Source organism: Lysinibacillus sp. CTST325 (assembly GCF_054665055.1).
In genome coordinates this window covers 1000307-1018352 of sequence record NZ_BAAFHO010000001.1, presented here as the reverse complement: position 1 = coordinate 1018352, position 18046 = coordinate 1000307, and the positions used below count along the sequence as shown (strand labels likewise).

Below are 18046 nucleotides of genomic sequence, written 5' to 3'. Positions count from 1 at the left end.
CTAAATCGGCCACTTTACTTCGTAACGTGAAGGGACGAGCTTTGCTAATAGACTCCAGTAAGGAAACTAAGACGTTCACAAAGCTAACTCGGAAGTCCATTCCAAATGCTTACACGATCTGTTTGCAGCAACCACAGACTCTCTAAACGTGTAAAGTGCATATGTACTACTCTTCGTCAGCGTTTTTTTATTTAGTTCAATAACCGTCTTCCATCTGTATAGATGAGGTGAACTCACCAAAGACATAATTGATTGATTTCAAAAAATTATATTATAAAGGCTCGGTGAAATGCAAGTGTTTGAAGCTCTCACCCCTAAGGAACAAGATGACATAGCTACCTCTTGTCTGACCTCGCTTTCATCCCGTATCTAAAGACGAGCTTCACCCTACATGGGCTTTCTCGTTCGGAAAATCTGTAAAGTCAGACTTTTGGCGGTGTTCATTATCGGAAAAAAATTATATGCTACTTTTGCTGCTTTTTTATTTCCGTGCAGCAATAAATGTTTTCTGTGCGAAAGCGAAGCGACAACATAGCGCCCAGTAGGAACGGAAATCAACCACACGTTATGGTAACAAACTATTTGTTTGAAAATGCAACCAAAATTAGTAAATATACGTCTATATTGTACACACTGAACTGACAATATTCTCGTTTAATTTTTTTAAATGAGAACAAAAACAATTAAGAAATGAGTGTTTAAAATGCGCTACGAATGGGAATATTATTAGTAGTCCATTAGAAATGCCGAGAAGTAATTGCACTTTGAAAGTTATATAAATAGACAGAAAATTTAATGTCATAATGTTATTCTTTTTTTATTGGAACTATATTCAAACATCACAGAGTACTGTATAATGGTATGTAGATTACATTACATTAATTCTAATTTAACACACTGGTTTATAGATAATGATTAAATGGAAAGGATGTGTCAGTATGATAGTAACTTTATTTACATCACCAAGTTGTACGTCTTGCCGAAAAGCGAAAGCATGGTTAGAGGAGCATGAAATCCCGTATACAGAACGTAATATATTTTCCGAGCCATTAAGCATTAGTGAAATTAAAGAAATTTTGCGTATGACAGAGGATGGTACGGATGAAATAATTTCAACGCGATCAAAGATTTTTCAGAAATTGGATGTCGATGTTGAAAGCTTACCTTTACAACGTTTATATGAGTTAATTCAAGAGTATCCAGGTTTATTACGTCGACCAATCATTTTAGATGAGAAACGTTTACAAGTTGGCTACAATGAGGATGAAATTCGTCGTTTCCTACCAAGGAAGGTTCGTGCGTATCAATTGCAAGAAGCACAGCGCATGGTGAACTAATATCTCCATATTCTGCATAGAATAAGTATTAGATGTTACATATGCAATAAGCATATTGTGACATCTATTTTTTTATGTTTTACTTATGTAAAACCTTCTATATAAAGTATAATAAATAGTAGGGAAAAGTCATATATTTCCGTAAAGTATGTTAAACTTGATTTAAAGTTAATAGTTTACTACAATTTCAATAATTCAAATATCTTCTGTGAAACGGTGTATATCCTTTTCATTTTATAACAGAACAGCATACAATATAATTAGAGACAACTGTGGACAATTATTTTTTGATTTCGGTTGCTCAACGGTTTTACTGTAGTGTGGTCAAAGGTTGAAAAACAAAAACGGAGTATGAGGTTAAAAACAATGAATAAAAGCATACTAATGAAACAAAACTGTTTTTCGACAAATGACAGTGAAGGGAGATGAGGTCTAGTGGACATCGAACGTGTAAACGAAAATACACTCAAGCTCTTTATTACGTACAATGATATAGAGGATCGCGGCTATAGTCGTGAAGAAATTTGGTACAATCGAGCAAAGGGTGAACAACTTTTTTGGGATATGATTGATGAAGTAAACACGGAGGATTACTTTGATGTAGAAGGTCCTATTTGGATTCATATCAATGCGTCTGAAGTAGGCTTAGAAATCATTGTCACACGTGCACATATTTTAAAAGACGGTGAAACCTTAGATGGTTCTTCGCAATTTGGCGATCATAAAGAAATGTTTGCCCCATTCGAGGACGTTGGAGAGGATCTTCTCAGTCAACTAACTCAGTTTGGTGATTTAGATGAGTCAGAGTTATTTATGGATACAGACATTTATGTTTATAAATTTAAAGATATTGATGAGTTAATCCCTGTAGCGAAACGCATAACAGATGAATTAGTGGATTCCTCATTATTTAAATATGAAAATTGGTACTATTTGGTAGTTGACTTTGCGAGCGCAGATGAAGAACTAAATCATCACGATAGAAATGCTGTTATCAAAGAATTTTTAATACCATCAAATTTCACAATCCATCGCTTAGAGGAATATGGCGAAAAAATAATGGAATTTAATTGCTTTGAGACAGTACGAAAATATTTTATTTAAAGTAATGAGTACTTGATTCAGTGGCTTAGACTGTAAACAAACTTGGTGATTATCAAGTTTATTTACAGTCTTTTTATTTAAAAATTAAAAAGATAGCAATTTTTAAATTTCAAGAAAAAACCGTTCTTTATTTGTTGCTTTAAAAACACTCCTTTACTATTAGTCAAAAAGGAGATGATTTTATGCTTATGGCCTATAATGAGCTTCAGCAGATTTTCCTCCCATACCAGTATTCAAGGGAAGCATTACAACGATATAGGAGGCAGATGAAATTTTATTGTCCCCAATGCCAACAGCCTGTCCAATTAAAGATTGGCCAATATAATATCCCTCATTTCGCTCATATTGCTAATAATAGCTGTGAGCAGTTATTTGCAGAGGGTGAATCAAAACTTCATTTACAAGGGAAAGCCCAATTATTTGAATGGCTGAGAAAACTCGGGCATACAGTAAAGCTGGAGCCTTATTTACAGACACTTTCACAGCGACCAGATTTGCTTTTAATAAAGGAGCAAAAGCAAATTGCTATTGAATTTCAATGCAGTACAATTTCACATGAAAAGTGGCTATTGCGTACATCTGGATATGAGAAAAATTCTATACAGCCATTGTGGCTTTTTCAAACACCTCAAAAACACTCTACACAAGGTATTAAAAAAATTTCTATTTCCCCCATTATGCAAAAGATGATAATTGTCACAGCACAAGGCTTGGCTTATTTGGTGACTTTTGATGCAAACACATCGAGATTTATTTATTGGACGAATCTTCTTCATGTTCAGGGGCATACTTTTATAGGTAAAGTACAGGAACTAACTATTAACAAGCAACATTTTCCATTTTATGAGCCTAAGCCAATTACGAAAGAGGAATTTCATCTTTATTGGCAGCTTTATAAAAAGCATTGTAAGCAATTCGTATACCAACGTTTATTACATAGTAAAAATGGGGTACAAGATCTATTTTTACGAAGTAGTTATGAGTTAGGCTTTACTTTAACTGCAATGCCTGATTACGTAGGTGTTCTGGTAAAAGATGCAGAAGCGATACCGATGTTTTCTATTGAGTGGCAAACGATTTTCCTTTATTTTTGTCGTCGATTACAATTAGAACCGCATGAACTAGACGAGAGAACTATTCGATCGTTTTTAATCCAACAAAATGTAAAGGTAACAAATCAAGCAGTACAAGCAATCGAAAATTATGGAATGGTGCTAGCGAAAAGTTATGAAGAAAATAGTTTTTTTTCGGATATTTGTGAGCAAATGTACGCACATTTATTTGCAATTGCCACAATATACTGAGAAAATATGAGAGTACAGGAAAAGCTAACATATTAAGGGGGCTGGCACATGGCTAGTAATCAAATTTTAGTAAGAAATGAAGTTCCGGAAGAGTTAACTTGGCGCTTGGAGGATATATTTGCAACTGACGCACTATGGGAAGAAGAGTATAAAGAAGTTGGAGAAATTGCCAAAAAGGCATCTAGCTATGCAGGTACTTTAACAAATGGAGCAGATGCATTATTAGCAGTTCTAACTTATCACGATGATATTTACCAACGTACAATGAAGCTTTACACGTATGCTCATATGCGTTATGACCAAGATACGACAAATAGCTTCTATCAGGATATGAATAGTCGTATTCAAACATTAGCGACTAGTATCTCAGCGGCTCTATCGTTTTTAACACCTGAGATTTTATCATTGAGTGAAGAAACAATAGAACATTACTTAGCAGAAAACAAAGACTTACAACTGTATAAGCAATCTTTAAAAGAAATAACGATGGCACGTCCGCACGTTTTACCAGCAGAACAGGAAGCGTTACTTGCACAAATGTCTGAGGTTACAGGTACTGCTTCAAATACATTTAGTATGTTAAACAACGCAGATATAGTCTTCCCTAAAGTGAAAAATGAAGAGGGAGAAGAAGTGCAACTAACACACGGTAACTATATTAAGTTTTTAGAAAGTAAAGATCGCACTGTTCGTGAAAATGCCTTTAAAGCAATGTATGAAACTTACGGTAACTTTAAAAATACGTTTTCGTCTACAATAACTGGTAATGTTAAAAAGCATAATGTCAGCGCACGTATCCGTAATTATGATTCTGCACGCCACGCAGCAATGTCTAACAACTTCATTCCAGAAAGTGTTTATGACCAATTAGTAGAAACAATCCATAAACATTTACCAGCTATGCAGCGCTATATTTCATTACGTAAGAAACTTTTAGGTGTGGATGAGCTGCATATGTGGGATTTATTTGCCCCACTCGTTAAGGAAGTCGATATGAAAGTCTCTTACGACGAAGCGAAGGATATTTTAGTAAAGGCTTTAGCGCCTCTAGGTGAGGAATATCAAGGCATTGTTCAGAGTGGTCTTGATAACCGTTGGGTGGATGTCTTAGAAAACAAAGGGAAACGCAGTGGTGCGTACTCTTCAGGTGCTTATGGAACGAATCCATACATTTTAATGAACTGGCAAGATAATGTTAATAATCTGTTTACACTTGCTCATGAATTTGGTCATAGTGTACACAGTTATTATTCACGTAAAAATCAGCCGTTTGTTTATGGTGATTATTCCATTTTCGTGGCTGAAGTAGCTTCGACATGTAATGAAGAACTGTTAAATGATTATTTACTAAAAACAATTGAAGATCCACAACAGAAAATTTATTTATTAAATCATTGGTTAGATGGCTTCAGAAGTACTGTTTTCAGACAAACAATGTTTGCTGAATTTGAACACCTAATCCACCAAATGGATAAAAACGGTGAATCTTTAACAGCAGAGCGTTTAACAGAGGTTTACTATAATTTAAATAAACAATACTTCGGCGAGGATATTGTTGTAGATGAGGAAATCGGCTTAGAATGGGCTCGTATTCCACACTTCTACTATAATTACTATGTGTATCAATATGCTACAGGTAAATCAGCTGCAACGGCATTAAGTAAACAGATTTTAGAAGAGGGTACACCAGCTGTAGAACGTTATATTAATAACTTCTTAAAAGCAGGTTGCTCTGATTTCCCAATTGAGGTATTAAAGGCAGCGGGTGTTGATATGAACGTTGCTAAACCGATTGATGATGCATGTAAAGTATTTGAAGAACGTTTAAATGAGTTAGAAAAACTATTGTTGAATAATTAATTTCGAAGGCTGTAGGTATTTCACTACAGCCTTTTTTCTATGATTAATTAAATAATAAAAATTTAAAGAATAATGATTTTTTTTGATTTCTAAATGTTTAAAAGTATGTATCTTGGAAAAATACTGTTTGTAATCGCTTTCTATTTGACAAATTTGTGAATCTATCATCGGACTTGTTGCTATATTTACTATTCCGTGATAAATTGATTCATGTGAAATAAATCACAAAACAAACATACACCCCTTTGTTTGAACGTGAACATTTCTCCCATCCCCTTTGTGAAAAAGAAGCGTCACTATCTGTCGAGGATAGTGGCGCTTCTTTTATTTTTTTAGAAAGTATTCCGATAAATCACTAGAACATTCCGATAAATAATAGAGCCTACTCTAAAAATAAAATGAATGCAACCAGTTGCGTTCATTTTATTTTTTATTTATAATGCAATCAAGTGATTACATTTTACCCTCATTCAGTGGGTGTTTGACAACACTGAGTGAGGATAAAGCCCCCGGCGGATGTCACGGATTGTTTATCTGCGCGAAAGTGAAGCGTCAGCGGCAATTACGCCAAGGCGAAATTGATAGAAAAGAGGCTAGAAAGTGAAAAGTAAGCAAAGTTATATGATGCCGGTAATTGCTGCGGCTCTTGGTTTTTTTATGGCTTTATTGGACACCACAATTGTGAATGTGTCTTTGCCAAAAATTACAGCATACTATGAAACTACAATTGATCAAATTTCTTGGGTGATTGATAGCTACAACATTGCATTTGGTGTTGTTTTGCTAACGGCGGTAAGATTTGCAGATCAATTTGGTAGGAAGAAAATATTTCAAATAGGGCTTATTTTGTTTGTAGTTGCGTCAGTTCTATGTGGATTATCACAATCTATTGGGTTACTAATTTTATTTCGGGCGATTCAAGGTTTGGCGGCAGCAATGATTGTTCCAGTATGTGTTCCTTTAGTACTTGTTCATACTCCGGCTGAAAAGGTTGGTGTTGTAACGGCACTTTTTGGAATAATGGCTGGGGTATCGACAGCATTGGGGCCGACAATTGGAGGAGTAATCTCAGAGAACTTTTCATGGCAGTGGATATTTTATATTAATGTACCAATAGGGATTTTAGCAGTGAGTTTAATTCATTCTTTTGTACATGAATCGTATGATCCTACTGCCTCTAAGAAGATCGACTGGATGGGTATGATAACAATTAGCATTTCATTGTTCGCACTCATATACGGTCTTTTACAAGTGAAGGAAGTTGGGTGGTCATCACCACTTGTTCTAAGTTGTTTAATTGGCAGTGTTATAGGTTTATTATTGTTTGTAAAATTTGAATCAAAAAATAAAGATCCAATGCTTCCAGTTCAGTTGTTTAAAAACTATCAATTTGCATGCGGGAATATCGCACTGTTATGTTTAGGAATCGGGATGATGTGTGTCTACTTTTTAATGGCATTTTATTTAACAACAGTAAACGGAATTTCTCAGATAAAGGCGGGGTTAATCCTTAGCTCATCTTCTATAGCGACAATGCTCATTACTCCTCTTGCTGCTAAAGCAAATAAATGGGGGACATTATGGTTTGGTGTCATTGGTTATGTGCTGTTTAGTATAGGAACCTACTTGTTAGGTTTTATTTCATCAGATCAATCGGTTTGGGCGATTGTCGGAGTTTTAATGATTGTCGGTTTAGGATCGGGTTTAATCTTTAGCCCATTATCAATAGCACTCATTTTGCAGGTTCCCGAAGAAAAGGCTGGGATTGCATCAGGGTTATTTCAAGTAAGTCGTGTAATTGGGGCTTCGGTTGGCGTGGCAATTTTAGTAGTGATGCTACAGCATATGATGCAGAACGAAATGAAAGCGGCAAAAAATGAAATGGTTGAAAAGGTTGAGATAAGTAAACTTAGTGATAATACGAAGGAAAAGCTAAAGTTTCAATTCGAAAATAATAAAAATGAGTTAACAGAAAATAAATCTTCACTACAAGATGTTTTACATAAGCTAACGGACGAAGAGGAAAAAGTACTAAAATCTTCACCAGATAACGCACATGCTGAAATTAAGAAGAGATTTGCCATTGAAAGAAAGGCAATAATAAATCTTTATCCAGCGTTAGAAAAAATAATGAAGGATCATATTTCTTTAGCATTTAAAGCAGTTTTTAGATTTGGAGCAATTGTTATGTTAATTGGTGCCGTTTTCGCATATTTGAATGGCATAAATGCAAGAAGAATGAAGAAATATATAAGAGAGCGAAACTTTGAGGCTGCTATGAAACGTTAACTTCTTTCAGCAAATGTTTTATGTAACGTAAGTGAATGCAACTGATTGCTATCACTTTCTGATTCCGATATAATATTGAGCAAATTGTTCGGAGGAGGAAAGTGGGCATAATGGCAAAGTTGAAGACAAGAGAAAAAATTCTTAGTGCTGCATTGACGCTTTTTGGTGAGAAGGGGTTTGCTGGAACTTCGACACGTGAAATTGCTGAACGTGCCGGTGTGAATCACATTACACTTTTTAGACACTTTGGAAATAAAGAGAATTTGTTTCGTGAGAGTGTTATCTCACATAAAACAGACAGAGATTATTTTCCTAAAATAGAAGAGGCGTTTACAGGTGATATAGAGCATGATCTTAAAATCTTGGCGCAAGCTTATTTTGAAGAAAACATTCCTGTCAAGGAAACTATTTGGGTACTTATGCGGGAAATTCAACAAGATAAAGAATTTGAAAAAATGTTTTTTGAATATCCAAATAAGTTATTTCACCATTTAGAGAATTATTTAATTAAATTACATGAGCAAGGGAAAATTCCAAAAGGGAACTTTAAATATACTGCGAATTTTTTCTATTCTTTGCTGTCATCAATTTTAGTTTTTCAATTGACATTACCTTATATAAATGAGTTTATTAATCCGGATATTGATGAGATGATAGATGAGGTTGTGCATTTATTTACTTTAAGTTTGTATAATCCGAAAGAAAGTTAATGATGAGGCTAAAAAGACAAATAAAAGCAAGTGAAGTCTTCTTCACTTGCTTTTATTATTAGGAGCTTAGATTAATAGTATAATTGCATTATTTAATACGCCACAGTGTAGCGTGATTTGTCTGAATTCGTTCAATCTTTTGTTGCAGCATACGCTTTTTTAATTCGCGTTCAGCTGTTTGTTCTGTTAATGAGTAGATGGAAGCTACTTCATTCGTTGAAAGTGTATGGAATTTTGTAAATAACTCTTCCATTGATGGTAATGGTTGACGCACAAGCTGTTCATCCATCATTTCTTGTAAAATATGTTCATAAACTTCATAGGAATAGCTACCACTAACTTTTAGACCCTCATCTTCAATACATTCATTGAAAAATACAATGCTAGGCACTTCATCAACTTCCATTTCACGTTTAATATATAAATCGCATTGGAAGGCACGTGCTGCTTCCTTTGAACCAAAGTCTGCAGAAAATTCATTCATGTCTAATTGAACATCTTCCGCAATTTTTAACAGCGTAGCATAAGAATTGACATCTTGCTGGTTTAGTAATACATATTCTTGTAGTTTCGACAAATAGCGTGCTCCGACACGTTTGCCCTGTAACTCTGCCGCTTTAATAGCGATAGATGGTAAGACAGGGTGATTAATGTCGAGTTCAATACCTGATAAACAACCTTTTACACGTTTACTTAAACAATTCAAAGAGGCAAGCTCTGTGCTTAGTACAAAGCGCCATGTAAAGTAATGATTGTACTCTAAATGTAACTTACGAAGAATGGCTTGCATATTATAAGCTTCTGGACAAAGTGGATCTACGAAAATATACAATTCAATAGGCTTATTAGCAGTAGAAATCTCAAGAGTCGGCTTCTGCAGCATTTGAATATTATTCACGTAACAATTCCCCCTCATCGTCATTTGGTGTATTAATCATGTGATGAGCTGTTAATACTAAACGTTGATAATATGTTTCTCGGAACTTCCCTTCCAACCCTACTTCATCCATCGCTTCGGACATACATTCAAGCCAAGCTTGGGCACGATCAGGTGTAATCGGAAAATTCATATGGCGTGCACGCATCATTGGATGTCCATGCTCCTCAGTAAAAAGATTTGGTCCACCTAAATACTGTGTTTGAAATTGAATTTGCTTGCGTGCTGTCTCTGTCAAATCTTTCGGAAAGATTGGAATAAGATCAGGATGCTGAGCAACTCTTTTATAGAATGCATGGATTAGCTCTGAAAGCTTTTCAGCCCCCAGCTCCTCATAAGGAACAGTGTATTTTCGATTCATAATTAAATGCCCCTTTTATATCGTAAAGTATATTTTTATACTTGGTCATCTTTACAAATGTGAATTTCTTGTGACTACCTTCATTCTATCAACGTCTTTTCGTTAACACAAACAAAGCGCTCTTTCGAAATGTTTTTCGCTAAAAAAGCACAAATTTCACCACGCGGGTGAAATTTGCCGAAAAATACTGTATTAACAATGTTTTTGCGATTAAGCTGTGTAGTAATTCATCACTTTTTTGACATAATTCTGTGTCTCTTTGAAAGGAGGAATGCCACCATACTTTGTAACGCGTGAAGCACCTGCGTTATAAGCAGCTAACGCTAATGTAGGATCATTATCAAATTTATCTAGCAATTGACGTAAATATTTTGCACCTGCCATAATATTTTGCTCAGGATCAAAGGAGTTTGTAACCCCTAAATATTGCGCTGTTTTTGGCATTAATTGCATTAATCCTTGTGCTCCAGCATGACTAACAACGCTTGAATTAAAATTAGACTCTTGCTTAATCACAGCAGCGATGAGCTTCTCTGGAACATTATATGTAGTTGCTGCCTTTTGAATAATCGAAGCGTATTGGTTCGCACCTGCTAGTGAATTGGCATACGCTGTTGAACCAATTACATTATCCGAAACATAGGAGTCGAGCTTTGTACTAGATTGTGTATTTGCTAATGCCGCCTGTACAGCAGAAGGTATAAAGACGTCATTAGAACCACTATAAAGTAATGATTGATACGCACTATTTTGCATGTTTTCAGCTAACCCATTTAAACTACTAAACTGGTTCATCAATGACGAAGCGCTTGATACACCCCCGAGCAAACTAGATAATTTTGCACTGTTAGTAGTAGTTGAGTCGCCTAGCAATTCGCTAATCATATCAGAAAATATAGAATTGCTGTCTGTAAGATTGTTTGACGATGAATTTTCTGAAGATCCTAGTGTTTGTAATGCTTGAATCTCAAATAAAGTTCTGAGTGATTGGATATCCAAGGAGTTGTCACCCTTTCTTGTATACTAGTTAAGCTACTGTTATTTATTCATTTGTAATGCTTTCATGAAACGTGCGATTTTTTTATCTGTAGCTCGTTTTTCAATACCATATTGCTGTAGAAATTCGTCGAAGATTGCATTTCCTTTTATTGCATCTTTTGATTCATATTCTACCTCATAATCGTCGCACTGCAAATAGAAAGAATGATCGAATACTAGAAGACCATCCCTATAAGGAATTTCGACGCGATCGGTTGTAAGTGAACCAAATACTGCTAAATTTTCTAAAGGAATGTTGAAGAGAGCTAGTCTTTTTTCCACTTCCTGGGCATAGAAACCTTCTCCAACAAGCATTTTCTTAGCTTGCTCAGCAGTTAATTCGTCAGTTGTTTCTAAATGAGCATGCTCTGCATTTTTTTCTTTTAAAGTACATTCGAAATATTTGTCGATTTGTCGAATGCGGAGCCCACTTTGTAGTTTTCGAATAGCTTGAGTAGGTGTGTCGAAATAATGATTTGTTTGGCGATGAATAGCATTTTCGGAAATGTTGAATGCTTGCAATAAATGTTCGTATTGTTGCTTTGTTAAGAGATTTTTAAATTCTATTTCAAGTTCTTGTGCCATTATGATCACCTGTTTATTTAAATTTTTTTACGCTTGTTGCTTAAGAGAAAGGATTAAAATGATCTTTTACTTTTCGCAAAATAACCAACGCTGTGTTACACCTTATAGAAAAAGTCAACCTACCTATTTTCTGAATAGTTCGTCAACTAACTTTTTACATTAGCTCAAAGTTAGTTGATTGTAGAGGAGACTGGGCGACTCCTTGGGGATTAGCGATAGGGGAACGAAGGCTAAAACCATCACGTCCTGTGATAACGCCTTCGTGACCAACATCGTGTTGGCCCAAGCGGCTCATCGGACGCCCACAGGAAAGCGCCCAGTCGGAACGGAAATCAACTACACGCTATGATAAAAAGTTTAGTTCGTTATTTCATTGATTTAGTATTTACACACTGCAACTATTTACCCTCTATGCTAAAATAAGAGGAAGAGTACGACGAAAAGGGGAACCGCATGTGCGTAAAATTTATACAATAGAAACATTGAATTTTGAAAACGAGCAACTTCATTTTAGTTTAAACGACATTGAAGCAAATTTACAGTTAAAACCTGCTGCACAATTAATAGCAGACTCTGATGACTTTGCGTTTATTTATTTACTTGATGCAGGAGAGAATTATCATTACTTGCGTTTTCCACCGAGTAGTTGGGATGAACTTGTACATATTTTACAAAAAAAGCAAAATCCAAAGCTACAACTAGGTACGGAAGTTATTGAGCTTACTAATTTTCACGATGAACTGGAAATGCTCGTGTATAATATTGAAGGAAATTACAATTATGGGGCGGAATTTGTCCAAGCGGTGGAACACCACTTCAAGACAATTCTTGCTGAATAAAAAGACAAAACGAACAGGCGGTGTTGGTTTTGTTCGATACCGATTGTCGGGAGGTTTTTGCGATGGGACAATGGGAAATATTTTTAAGTCCTTATAAACAAGCAGTAGATGAGTTAAAAGTAAAATTAAAGGGTATGCGTTCACAGTTTGGTATTGTTAATGCAAATTCACCAATTGAATTTGTAACGGGACGTGTAAAACCTTTAGCAAGTATATACGATAAATCATTAGAAAAGGGGCTCGCATTTGAGCCTTCTAAACAGCTAGGTGATGAGTTAGGGGATATCGCAGGCTTACGTATTATGTGTCAATTTGTAGATGATATTTCAACAGTTACGGAACTAATACGTCAACGTAAAGATATGCGTGTAGTGGAAGAGCGAGACTATATTACACATAATAAGCCGAGTGGCTACCGATCATATCATATGATTGTCGAATATCCTGTAGAAACGATACAAGGGAAAAAAGTGGTATTAGCTGAAATTCAAATAAGAACTCTAGCTATGAATTTCTGGGCATCTATTGAGCATTCTTTAAATTATAAATATAAGGGCATGTTCCCCGAAGAAATTAAAAATCGCCTTCAAAGTGCAGCAGAAGCCGCTTTCCGATTGGATGAGGAAATGTCGTCCATTCGTAGTGAGATACAAGAAGCGCAGGCCTATTTTAGTGAATACAAAGAAGCATCGAATCCTAATTTACTATCGGAGAAGGAGCGTGACACAAAATGAAATTTTCCATTCAATCACGTAGAGATGCACAGTCGAACGAATTAATGGAGCTAGCTAGAACGTATTTGCAGGACTTTGGGTTAACGTATGATGAAGAGGCTCCTGAGATTGTCATCTCTATTGGAGGAGATGGCACTTTACTACATGCCTTTCATCGATATGCTCATATGCTACATCAGGTTGCCTTCGTAGGTATCCATACGGGACATTTAGGATTTTATGCGGATTGGAAGCCATCTGAATTAGAAAAGCTTGTTTTATCCATTGCCAAAAAGGACTTTAACGTTGTGGAGTACCCACTACTAGAGGTAAAGGTGGAACATCATAATGCAGAATCCAATACGTATTTAGCGTTAAATGAAGCAACTTTGAAATCACCTGATGTCACGCTTGTTATGGATGTTGAGTTAAATGGTAATCAGTTTGAGCGTTTCCGTGGAGACGGTCTTTGTGTGTCAACTCCTTCTGGTAGTACAGCTTATAATAAAGCCCTCGGTGGAGCAATTATTCACCCAACTTTAGCGGCACTCCAAATTACTGAGATAGCATCTATCAATAACCGTGTCTTCCGTACAGTTGGTTCACCACTCATTTTACCAGCACACCATCACTGTGTTTTACGTCCAGTAAATGAACAAAACTTTAATATGACTGTTGATCATTTACAAGTTACGCAAGGCGATGTGAAGTCGATTGCTTTTAATGTAGCAACTGAAAGAGTACGTTTTGCTCGTTTCCGTCCATTTCCATTTTGGGAACGAGTACATGAGTCATTCGTGGCAAATGAGTAAAATGGATACAAGATTTACACTGCATTTTATAGCGGAAAAGGAAGGCCAGCTACTAAGGGAGGCCTTAACTGAATGGCGCATCTCCAAGCGAGCTTTAACGGCAATTAAATTTGATGGAGGCTTACTGACTGTGAATGATGTTGAATGCAATGTTCGACATCCTCTTCGCGTTGGGGATCGAGTTAAAGTTAAATTCCCTCCTGAAGAAAAAAGTGAAGGGCTCGCTGTTGAACATGGTGAACTTTCTATTATTTATGAAGATGAAACGATTTTAGTGCTTAATAAGCCAGCACATCAGAGCACGATTCCTTCACGTGAGCATCCGACATATAGCGTAGCTAATTTAGTGTGTGGTCATTTTCAGCAACAGGGTCTCGCATCAACTGCTCATATCGTAACGAGACTTGATCGTGATACTTCTGGCTTGCTGTGCATTGCCAAACATGCTCATATTCATCATTTAACGGGACTTGCACAGCGCAGTGGGGAGATTTCTAGACAATATGAAGCAATTGTACATGGACATGTGGCACAAGATGTACAATCAATTATCGCTCCTATTGGACGCAAGGAGACGAGTATTATTGAGCGAGAGGTACGTGAGGACGGTCAATTTGCACATACAGATGTAACAATTTTAAGGCACTTTTATTTACAGGATGAACCGATGACACATATACAGCTAAAGTTGCACACAGGACGTACACATCAAATTCGTGTGCATATGGCCTATGTGGGACATCCACTTGTTGGAGATGAACTTTATGGTGGAAGTCGCGAACATATAAATAGACAAGCCCTACACTGTGTGTCCTTAAAGATGCTTCACCCTTTGACAGATGAGAGTTTACAATTCAAAAGTAATTTAAATGAAGATATGCAGCGATTATTGAATGGCTCCTTAATTTGAAGTTCGGATATTATTTTTCAAAACTATCTATGAACGAAGACTTCATTAGTTCACTAAGAGTGAAAACTATTTCTGAATATGTTATATATTTAAGGAGATGTTCGTACAAACGGGCATCTCTTTATCATTTTATAGCTCAGTAAAAGTAATAGGCTATTCTTAACAGCACGTTATCAGAACAAAAAGTGATTGTAGGGTATAGTAAAGTGGATAATAAGGTGCATCTCCAACTTTTGTTGATGAGCCATTCTTATTCAGTAAATTCATTCACAGATTTATCCAATCAGATAGTAGTGATGATGTAGGTTGCTATGTAGTAAAAAAAGGGTTTGCAGAAAAGGCACAATACACACTATTATATATAAGGTAGATTTACGGCATGACCCGTATCAATGATTTAACTTATTTCAGTAAATGTTTTCTATACAGAAAGCGAAGCGATAGGTACAAATGAATTTATTTTTCGGCGGTTGGTAAAACACCCGCTGAAATATAGGAACTCAGTCTAAGAACGCCACGTCCTGTGGCAAAGACTGAGTGACCAACATCACGTTGGCCTAAAGCCTCCGGCGGATGTCACTGAATCGGAAAGTAGTTCTTAAAGGATGTTAGCCTAAAATCATCGCATCCATGCGATAACGGCTAACTGACCTGCATCCTGCAGGCCTAAGCACAAAGCCGATTCTGGACGCAATTTGCCGAGGCATAATTGATTGCTCGGAAGGAGGGGACAAGCATGATAGAGGAAAGAAATGAAAAGGATGATGTGCAGTTCGACGAAGCACGTTTGCGAGAAATGCTCGAAGCACATGATATTAACGCATTCCGCGATGAGTTTTTAGAACTTCATCCATATGATCAGGCAACGTTTTATGAGAAGGTGGAACCTGATATAAGGAAGATCATCTATTCGTACTTGTCTCCGACGGAAATGGCTGATATTTTTGAGGCAATTGAAATAGATGATGATGAATACACAGCGTATCTAGCTGAGATGGATCCATCATATGGTGCAGAAATGCTTTCTCACATGTATGCAGATGATGCTGCAGATGTTTTAAATGAGTTGGATACGAAACAACGTGAAAGCTATTTAGGCATGATGGATGAGGAAATAGCTGAAGAAATAAATGAGCTATTAAGTTATGACGAAGGTACAGCTGGGTCTATCATGACGACTGAATATGTAGCGATACCAGAAAATTCTACTGTTCGTTCAGCCATGGCGATTTTACGGAAAGAGGCGCCAGATGCCGAAACCATTTATTATATATTTGTCGTTGATGAAGCACATCGATTAACAGGTGTTATTACGCTTCGTGATTTAATTATTGCTGATGAAGATACCCTTATACGTTCGATTATGAATGAACGTGTTGTGATGGTGCACGCAGGGGATGACCAAGAAGAGGTTGCTCAAATTATGAAGGACTATAACTTCTTAGCGACACCAGTTATTGACGATAAGGGTGAATTACTAGGGATTATTACAGTCGATGATATTATCGATGTTATTGATGAAGAAGCATCGGAGGATTACTCTAAATTAGCGGGTATTTCCGATATGGATAAATTTGATACAACTTCGTTCCAAGCGGCTAAAAAGCGATTACCATGGCTTGTCATATTATTATTTTTAGGGATGTTGACAGCAAATTTGATGGGACAGTTTGAGGCAACGTTAGAACAGGTTGCGTTACTCGCAGTGTTTATTCCTCTCATTTCAGGTACTTCTGGGAATAGTGGAACACAGGCACTAGCGGTAGCTATTCGAGGTATTGCAACAGGAGATGTTGAAGAACATAGCAAGCTAAAATTACTACTACGTGAAGCCGGTACAGGCTTAATGTCTGGAATTGTTTGTGGGCTGATTGTCATTGGCATCGTCTATGTTTGGAAACAAGAATTGATTCTTGGAATGCTGGTAGGAGCAGCGCTTTGTGGTTCTATTTTAGTAGCAACACTTGCAGGTTCTTTTATTCCACTACTAATGCATCGCATGAAGATTGATCCTGCTGTCGCATCAGGTCCATTCATTACAACATTGAATGATATTACAAGTATTTTAATTTACTTAGGTTTGGCGACAGTATTCTTAAGTCAAATAGGCTGAGAACCAAATTTCTTCCTTTTGCATATTGTATGAAAAAAAGGGAAGTGAGTAATGTGGGTCATGAGCCACGCTTGTTTATAAAGTCACCATCGTATTTTCTAAATATTTCTAAGATGCTACATGAGCTTGAATTGGATGAAAGTACGTCAGTGTATATAAAGGATGGCTATTACAATGAGCAAACTATTGAAGAAAAAGAAGAAGTAATTGAAAAAGTACAAATAGATCCGTATTTACTAAAGCAGCTTCAATTTTTAGAGAAGCCTTTTCGACAAAAAGCCTATCAACCGTTACTTATATGTTTAAAGGATGGTAGAGAATTACGTGGTAGTGCATCTGATGTACAGACCGATTCATTGATGCTTACTTCTTTCGAATTAAAGACGCAAGAGATTATCTATTTTGAGGACATAGATCAAGTATTATGGCGAGGTAAACAATTACCTACCTTATGAAAAAAGTGTACAGCAGAGGATGCTGTACACTTTTTTTATGTGTAGTGTGTCAAAGGTGAAAAGATTATTCACAAATCCCTAAGTCAACATCGGCAATACATTGTACAGCGCAGAAGCATGATAAATCTACAGTGATACAGCTCTCAGTTGAATTCCAATCATCTACTTTACATATTTTCTTCATGTTGACACAGCAGCCATCTCGACTTAATAGATCTACTGTACTTTCGCTGGAGTCAAATGAACATAAAGGCTCTAAAACACGCAAAGTAGCGCAGCACTCATCGAACATATCTTCTACACGGAAAAATACTGATGTACATATACATGGATCTGCTGTTGGTGAACTGAAAAATGCTTTAAAAGGAGTACCGTCTTTTGTAATTAACATGAATACACGTGTATCTGCATGAGAGCGTGCAGGACTTACAATGCCTCCAAGTGGTTCTAAGAAACAGTTAGCTGTACATGGTTGACATTCATCTCTCACCGCTTGATTCTGAATGTCTAAAATAGCGCGTACTACGTCACAAACGCAGCCTGCTGAATGGATTGGTCCAATAGGATTTGTTGGCTTACCACAACCCATATTGTCACCTCCTTTCCTTGTTACTACTTCTACAATATGTGCGTATGAAAAATGGACTCGGGCTTTCGTATATAGTCAAATGAATAGTTT

Annotated in this window: 18 protein-coding genes and 1 other annotated feature (1 of these 19 only partly in view); of the genes, 12 read left to right on the top strand and 6 right to left on the bottom strand. The window is 36.5% G+C overall.

The annotated features are described in order from the left end of the window. Positions 1–189: a binding site (T-box leader), on the bottom strand (it extends 45 nt beyond the left edge of the window). A 752-nt stretch (positions 190–941) separates the two neighbouring features. The 6 genes from spxA to ACYQ73_RS05180 all read left to right on the top strand — a co-directional run bounded on the left by spxA (position 942) and on the right by ACYQ73_RS05180 (position 8604). Beyond that, positions 942–1337, top strand: coding sequence for a transcriptional regulator SpxA (spxA, locus tag ACYQ73_RS05205; protein WP_460011521.1), 396 nt, complete (start codon positions 942–944; stop codon positions 1335–1337). Between the two features lie 435 nt (positions 1338–1772). Beyond that, positions 1773–2441 carry an adaptor protein MecA gene (mecA, locus tag ACYQ73_RS05200; RefSeq protein WP_460011464.1) on the top strand — a complete coding sequence of 223 codons (669 nt, stop codon included), beginning with the start codon at positions 1773–1775 and terminating at the stop codon, positions 2439–2441. A gap of 182 nt (positions 2442–2623) precedes the next feature. Then, positions 2624–3745: a competence protein CoiA gene (locus ACYQ73_RS05195; protein ID WP_460011463.1), complete on the top strand. Its 1122-nt coding sequence runs from the start codon at positions 2624–2626 to the stop codon at positions 3743–3745. Between the two features lie 48 nt (positions 3746–3793). After that, complete coding sequence (pepF, locus tag ACYQ73_RS05190) at positions 3794–5605, top strand: oligoendopeptidase F (protein WP_460011462.1); 1812 nt, start codon at positions 3794–3796, stop codon at positions 5603–5605. A gap of 600 nt (positions 5606–6205) precedes the next feature. Beyond that, on the top strand, positions 6206–7894 hold the full coding sequence (locus tag ACYQ73_RS05185) for an MFS transporter (protein WP_460011461.1): 1689 nt from the start codon (positions 6206–6208) through the stop codon (positions 7892–7894). Positions 7895–8004: 110 nt separating this feature from the next. Next, the gene (locus ACYQ73_RS05180) at positions 8005–8604 is read left to right on the top strand and encodes a TetR/AcrR family transcriptional regulator (RefSeq protein WP_460011460.1); all 600 of its coding nucleotides are present in this window, start codon (positions 8005–8007) and stop codon (positions 8602–8604) included. Positions 8605–8692: 88 nt separating this feature from the next. Here ACYQ73_RS05180 and ACYQ73_RS05175 read toward each other — a convergent pair whose 3' ends face one another. The 5 genes from ACYQ73_RS05175 to ACYQ73_RS05155 form a co-directional block, all read right to left on the bottom strand. Continuing rightward, a complete protein-coding gene (locus ACYQ73_RS05175) occupies positions 8693–9502 on the bottom strand; it encodes a DsbA family protein (RefSeq protein WP_460011459.1) in 810 nt (269 codons plus the stop codon). Then, positions 9495–9902, bottom strand: a complete 408-nt coding sequence (locus tag ACYQ73_RS05170) for a globin domain-containing protein (protein WP_132363931.1) — start codon at positions 9900–9902, stop codon at positions 9495–9497. Before ACYQ73_RS05170 ends, ACYQ73_RS05175 begins: the two co-directional genes overlap by 8 nt. A gap of 210 nt (positions 9903–10112) precedes the next feature. Then, positions 10113–10901, bottom strand: a complete 789-nt coding sequence (locus ACYQ73_RS05165) for a lytic transglycosylase domain-containing protein (protein ID WP_460011458.1) — start codon at positions 10899–10901, stop codon at positions 10113–10115. Positions 10902–10940: 39 nt separating this feature from the next. Beyond that, positions 10941–11525: a CYTH domain-containing protein gene (locus ACYQ73_RS05160; protein ID WP_460011457.1), complete on the bottom strand. Its 585-nt coding sequence runs from the start codon at positions 11523–11525 to the stop codon at positions 10941–10943. Between the two features lie 154 nt (positions 11526–11679). Beyond that, complete coding sequence (locus tag ACYQ73_RS05155; RefSeq protein ID WP_460011456.1) at positions 11680–11820, bottom strand: hypothetical protein; 141 nt, start codon at positions 11818–11820, stop codon at positions 11680–11682. A gap of 160 nt (positions 11821–11980) precedes the next feature. Here ACYQ73_RS05155 and ACYQ73_RS05150 point away from each other — a divergent pair, with 160 nt between their 5' ends. From ACYQ73_RS05150 to ACYQ73_RS05125, 6 genes are all read left to right on the top strand, one after another. After that, positions 11981–12364, top strand: coding sequence for a UPF0738 family protein (locus tag ACYQ73_RS05150; RefSeq protein WP_460011455.1), 384 nt, complete (start codon positions 11981–11983; stop codon positions 12362–12364). A 62-nt stretch (positions 12365–12426) separates the two neighbouring features. After that, positions 12427–13098 carry a GTP pyrophosphokinase gene (locus ACYQ73_RS05145; RefSeq protein ID WP_132363923.1) on the top strand — a complete coding sequence of 224 codons (672 nt, stop codon included), beginning with the start codon at positions 12427–12429 and terminating at the stop codon, positions 13096–13098. Further along, a complete protein-coding gene (locus ACYQ73_RS05140) occupies positions 13095–13889 on the top strand; it encodes an NAD kinase (RefSeq protein WP_460011454.1) in 795 nt (264 codons plus the stop codon). Before ACYQ73_RS05145 ends, ACYQ73_RS05140 begins: the two co-directional genes overlap by 4 nt. A gap of 1 nt (position 13890) precedes the next feature. Continuing rightward, on the top strand, positions 13891–14799 hold the full coding sequence (locus tag ACYQ73_RS05135; protein WP_460011520.1) for an RluA family pseudouridine synthase: 909 nt from the start codon (positions 13891–13893) through the stop codon (positions 14797–14799). A gap of 736 nt (positions 14800–15535) precedes the next feature. Further along, entirely contained in the window at positions 15536–16912 is a 1377-nt protein-coding gene (mgtE, locus tag ACYQ73_RS05130) for a magnesium transporter (RefSeq protein WP_460011453.1), read from the top strand. A 29-nt stretch (positions 16913–16941) separates the two neighbouring features. Next, on the top strand, positions 16942–17367 hold the full coding sequence (locus tag ACYQ73_RS05125) for a hypothetical protein (protein WP_460011452.1): 426 nt from the start codon (positions 16942–16944) through the stop codon (positions 17365–17367). Between the two features lie 64 nt (positions 17368–17431). On the opposite strand, the gene ACYQ73_RS05120 is transcribed toward ACYQ73_RS05125, so the two are convergent. Next, positions 17432–17956, bottom strand: a complete 525-nt coding sequence (locus ACYQ73_RS05120; protein ID WP_132363913.1) for a CotY/CotZ family spore coat protein — start codon at positions 17954–17956, stop codon at positions 17432–17434. Positions 17957–18046 lie beyond the last annotated feature (90 nt).

Coding starts and splice junctions, on each gene's coding strand:
- ACYQ73_RS05120 (WP_132363913.1), bottom strand. CDS start 17,956: ATGGGTTGTGGTAAGCCAACAAATCCTATTGGACCAATCCATTCAGCA.
- ACYQ73_RS05160 (WP_460011457.1), bottom strand. CDS start 11,525: ATGGCACAAGAACTTGAAATAGAATTTAAAAATCTCTTAACAAAGCAA.
- ACYQ73_RS05135 (WP_460011520.1), top strand. CDS start 13,891: ATGGATACAAGATTTACACTGCATTTTATAGCGGAAAAGGAAGGCCAG.
- ACYQ73_RS05195 (WP_460011463.1), top strand. CDS start 2,624: ATGCTTATGGCCTATAATGAGCTTCAGCAGATTTTCCTCCCATACCAG.
- ACYQ73_RS05170 (WP_132363931.1), bottom strand. CDS start 9,902: ATGAATCGAAAATACACTGTTCCTTATGAGGAGCTGGGGGCTGAAAAG.
- ACYQ73_RS05180 (WP_460011460.1), top strand. CDS start 8,005: ATGGCAAAGTTGAAGACAAGAGAAAAAATTCTTAGTGCTGCATTGACG.
- mgtE (WP_460011453.1), top strand. CDS start 15,536: ATGATAGAGGAAAGAAATGAAAAGGATGATGTGCAGTTCGACGAAGCA.
- pepF (WP_460011462.1), top strand. CDS start 3,794: ATGGCTAGTAATCAAATTTTAGTAAGAAATGAAGTTCCGGAAGAGTTA.
- ACYQ73_RS05155 (WP_460011456.1), bottom strand. CDS start 11,820: ATGAGCCGCTTGGGCCAACACGATGTTGGTCACGAAGGCGTTATCACA.
- ACYQ73_RS05145 (WP_132363923.1), top strand. CDS start 12,427: ATGGGACAATGGGAAATATTTTTAAGTCCTTATAAACAAGCAGTAGAT.
- ACYQ73_RS05125 (WP_460011452.1), top strand. CDS start 16,942: ATGAAAAAAAGGGAAGTGAGTAATGTGGGTCATGAGCCACGCTTGTTT.
- ACYQ73_RS05140 (WP_460011454.1), top strand. CDS start 13,095: ATGAAATTTTCCATTCAATCACGTAGAGATGCACAGTCGAACGAATTA.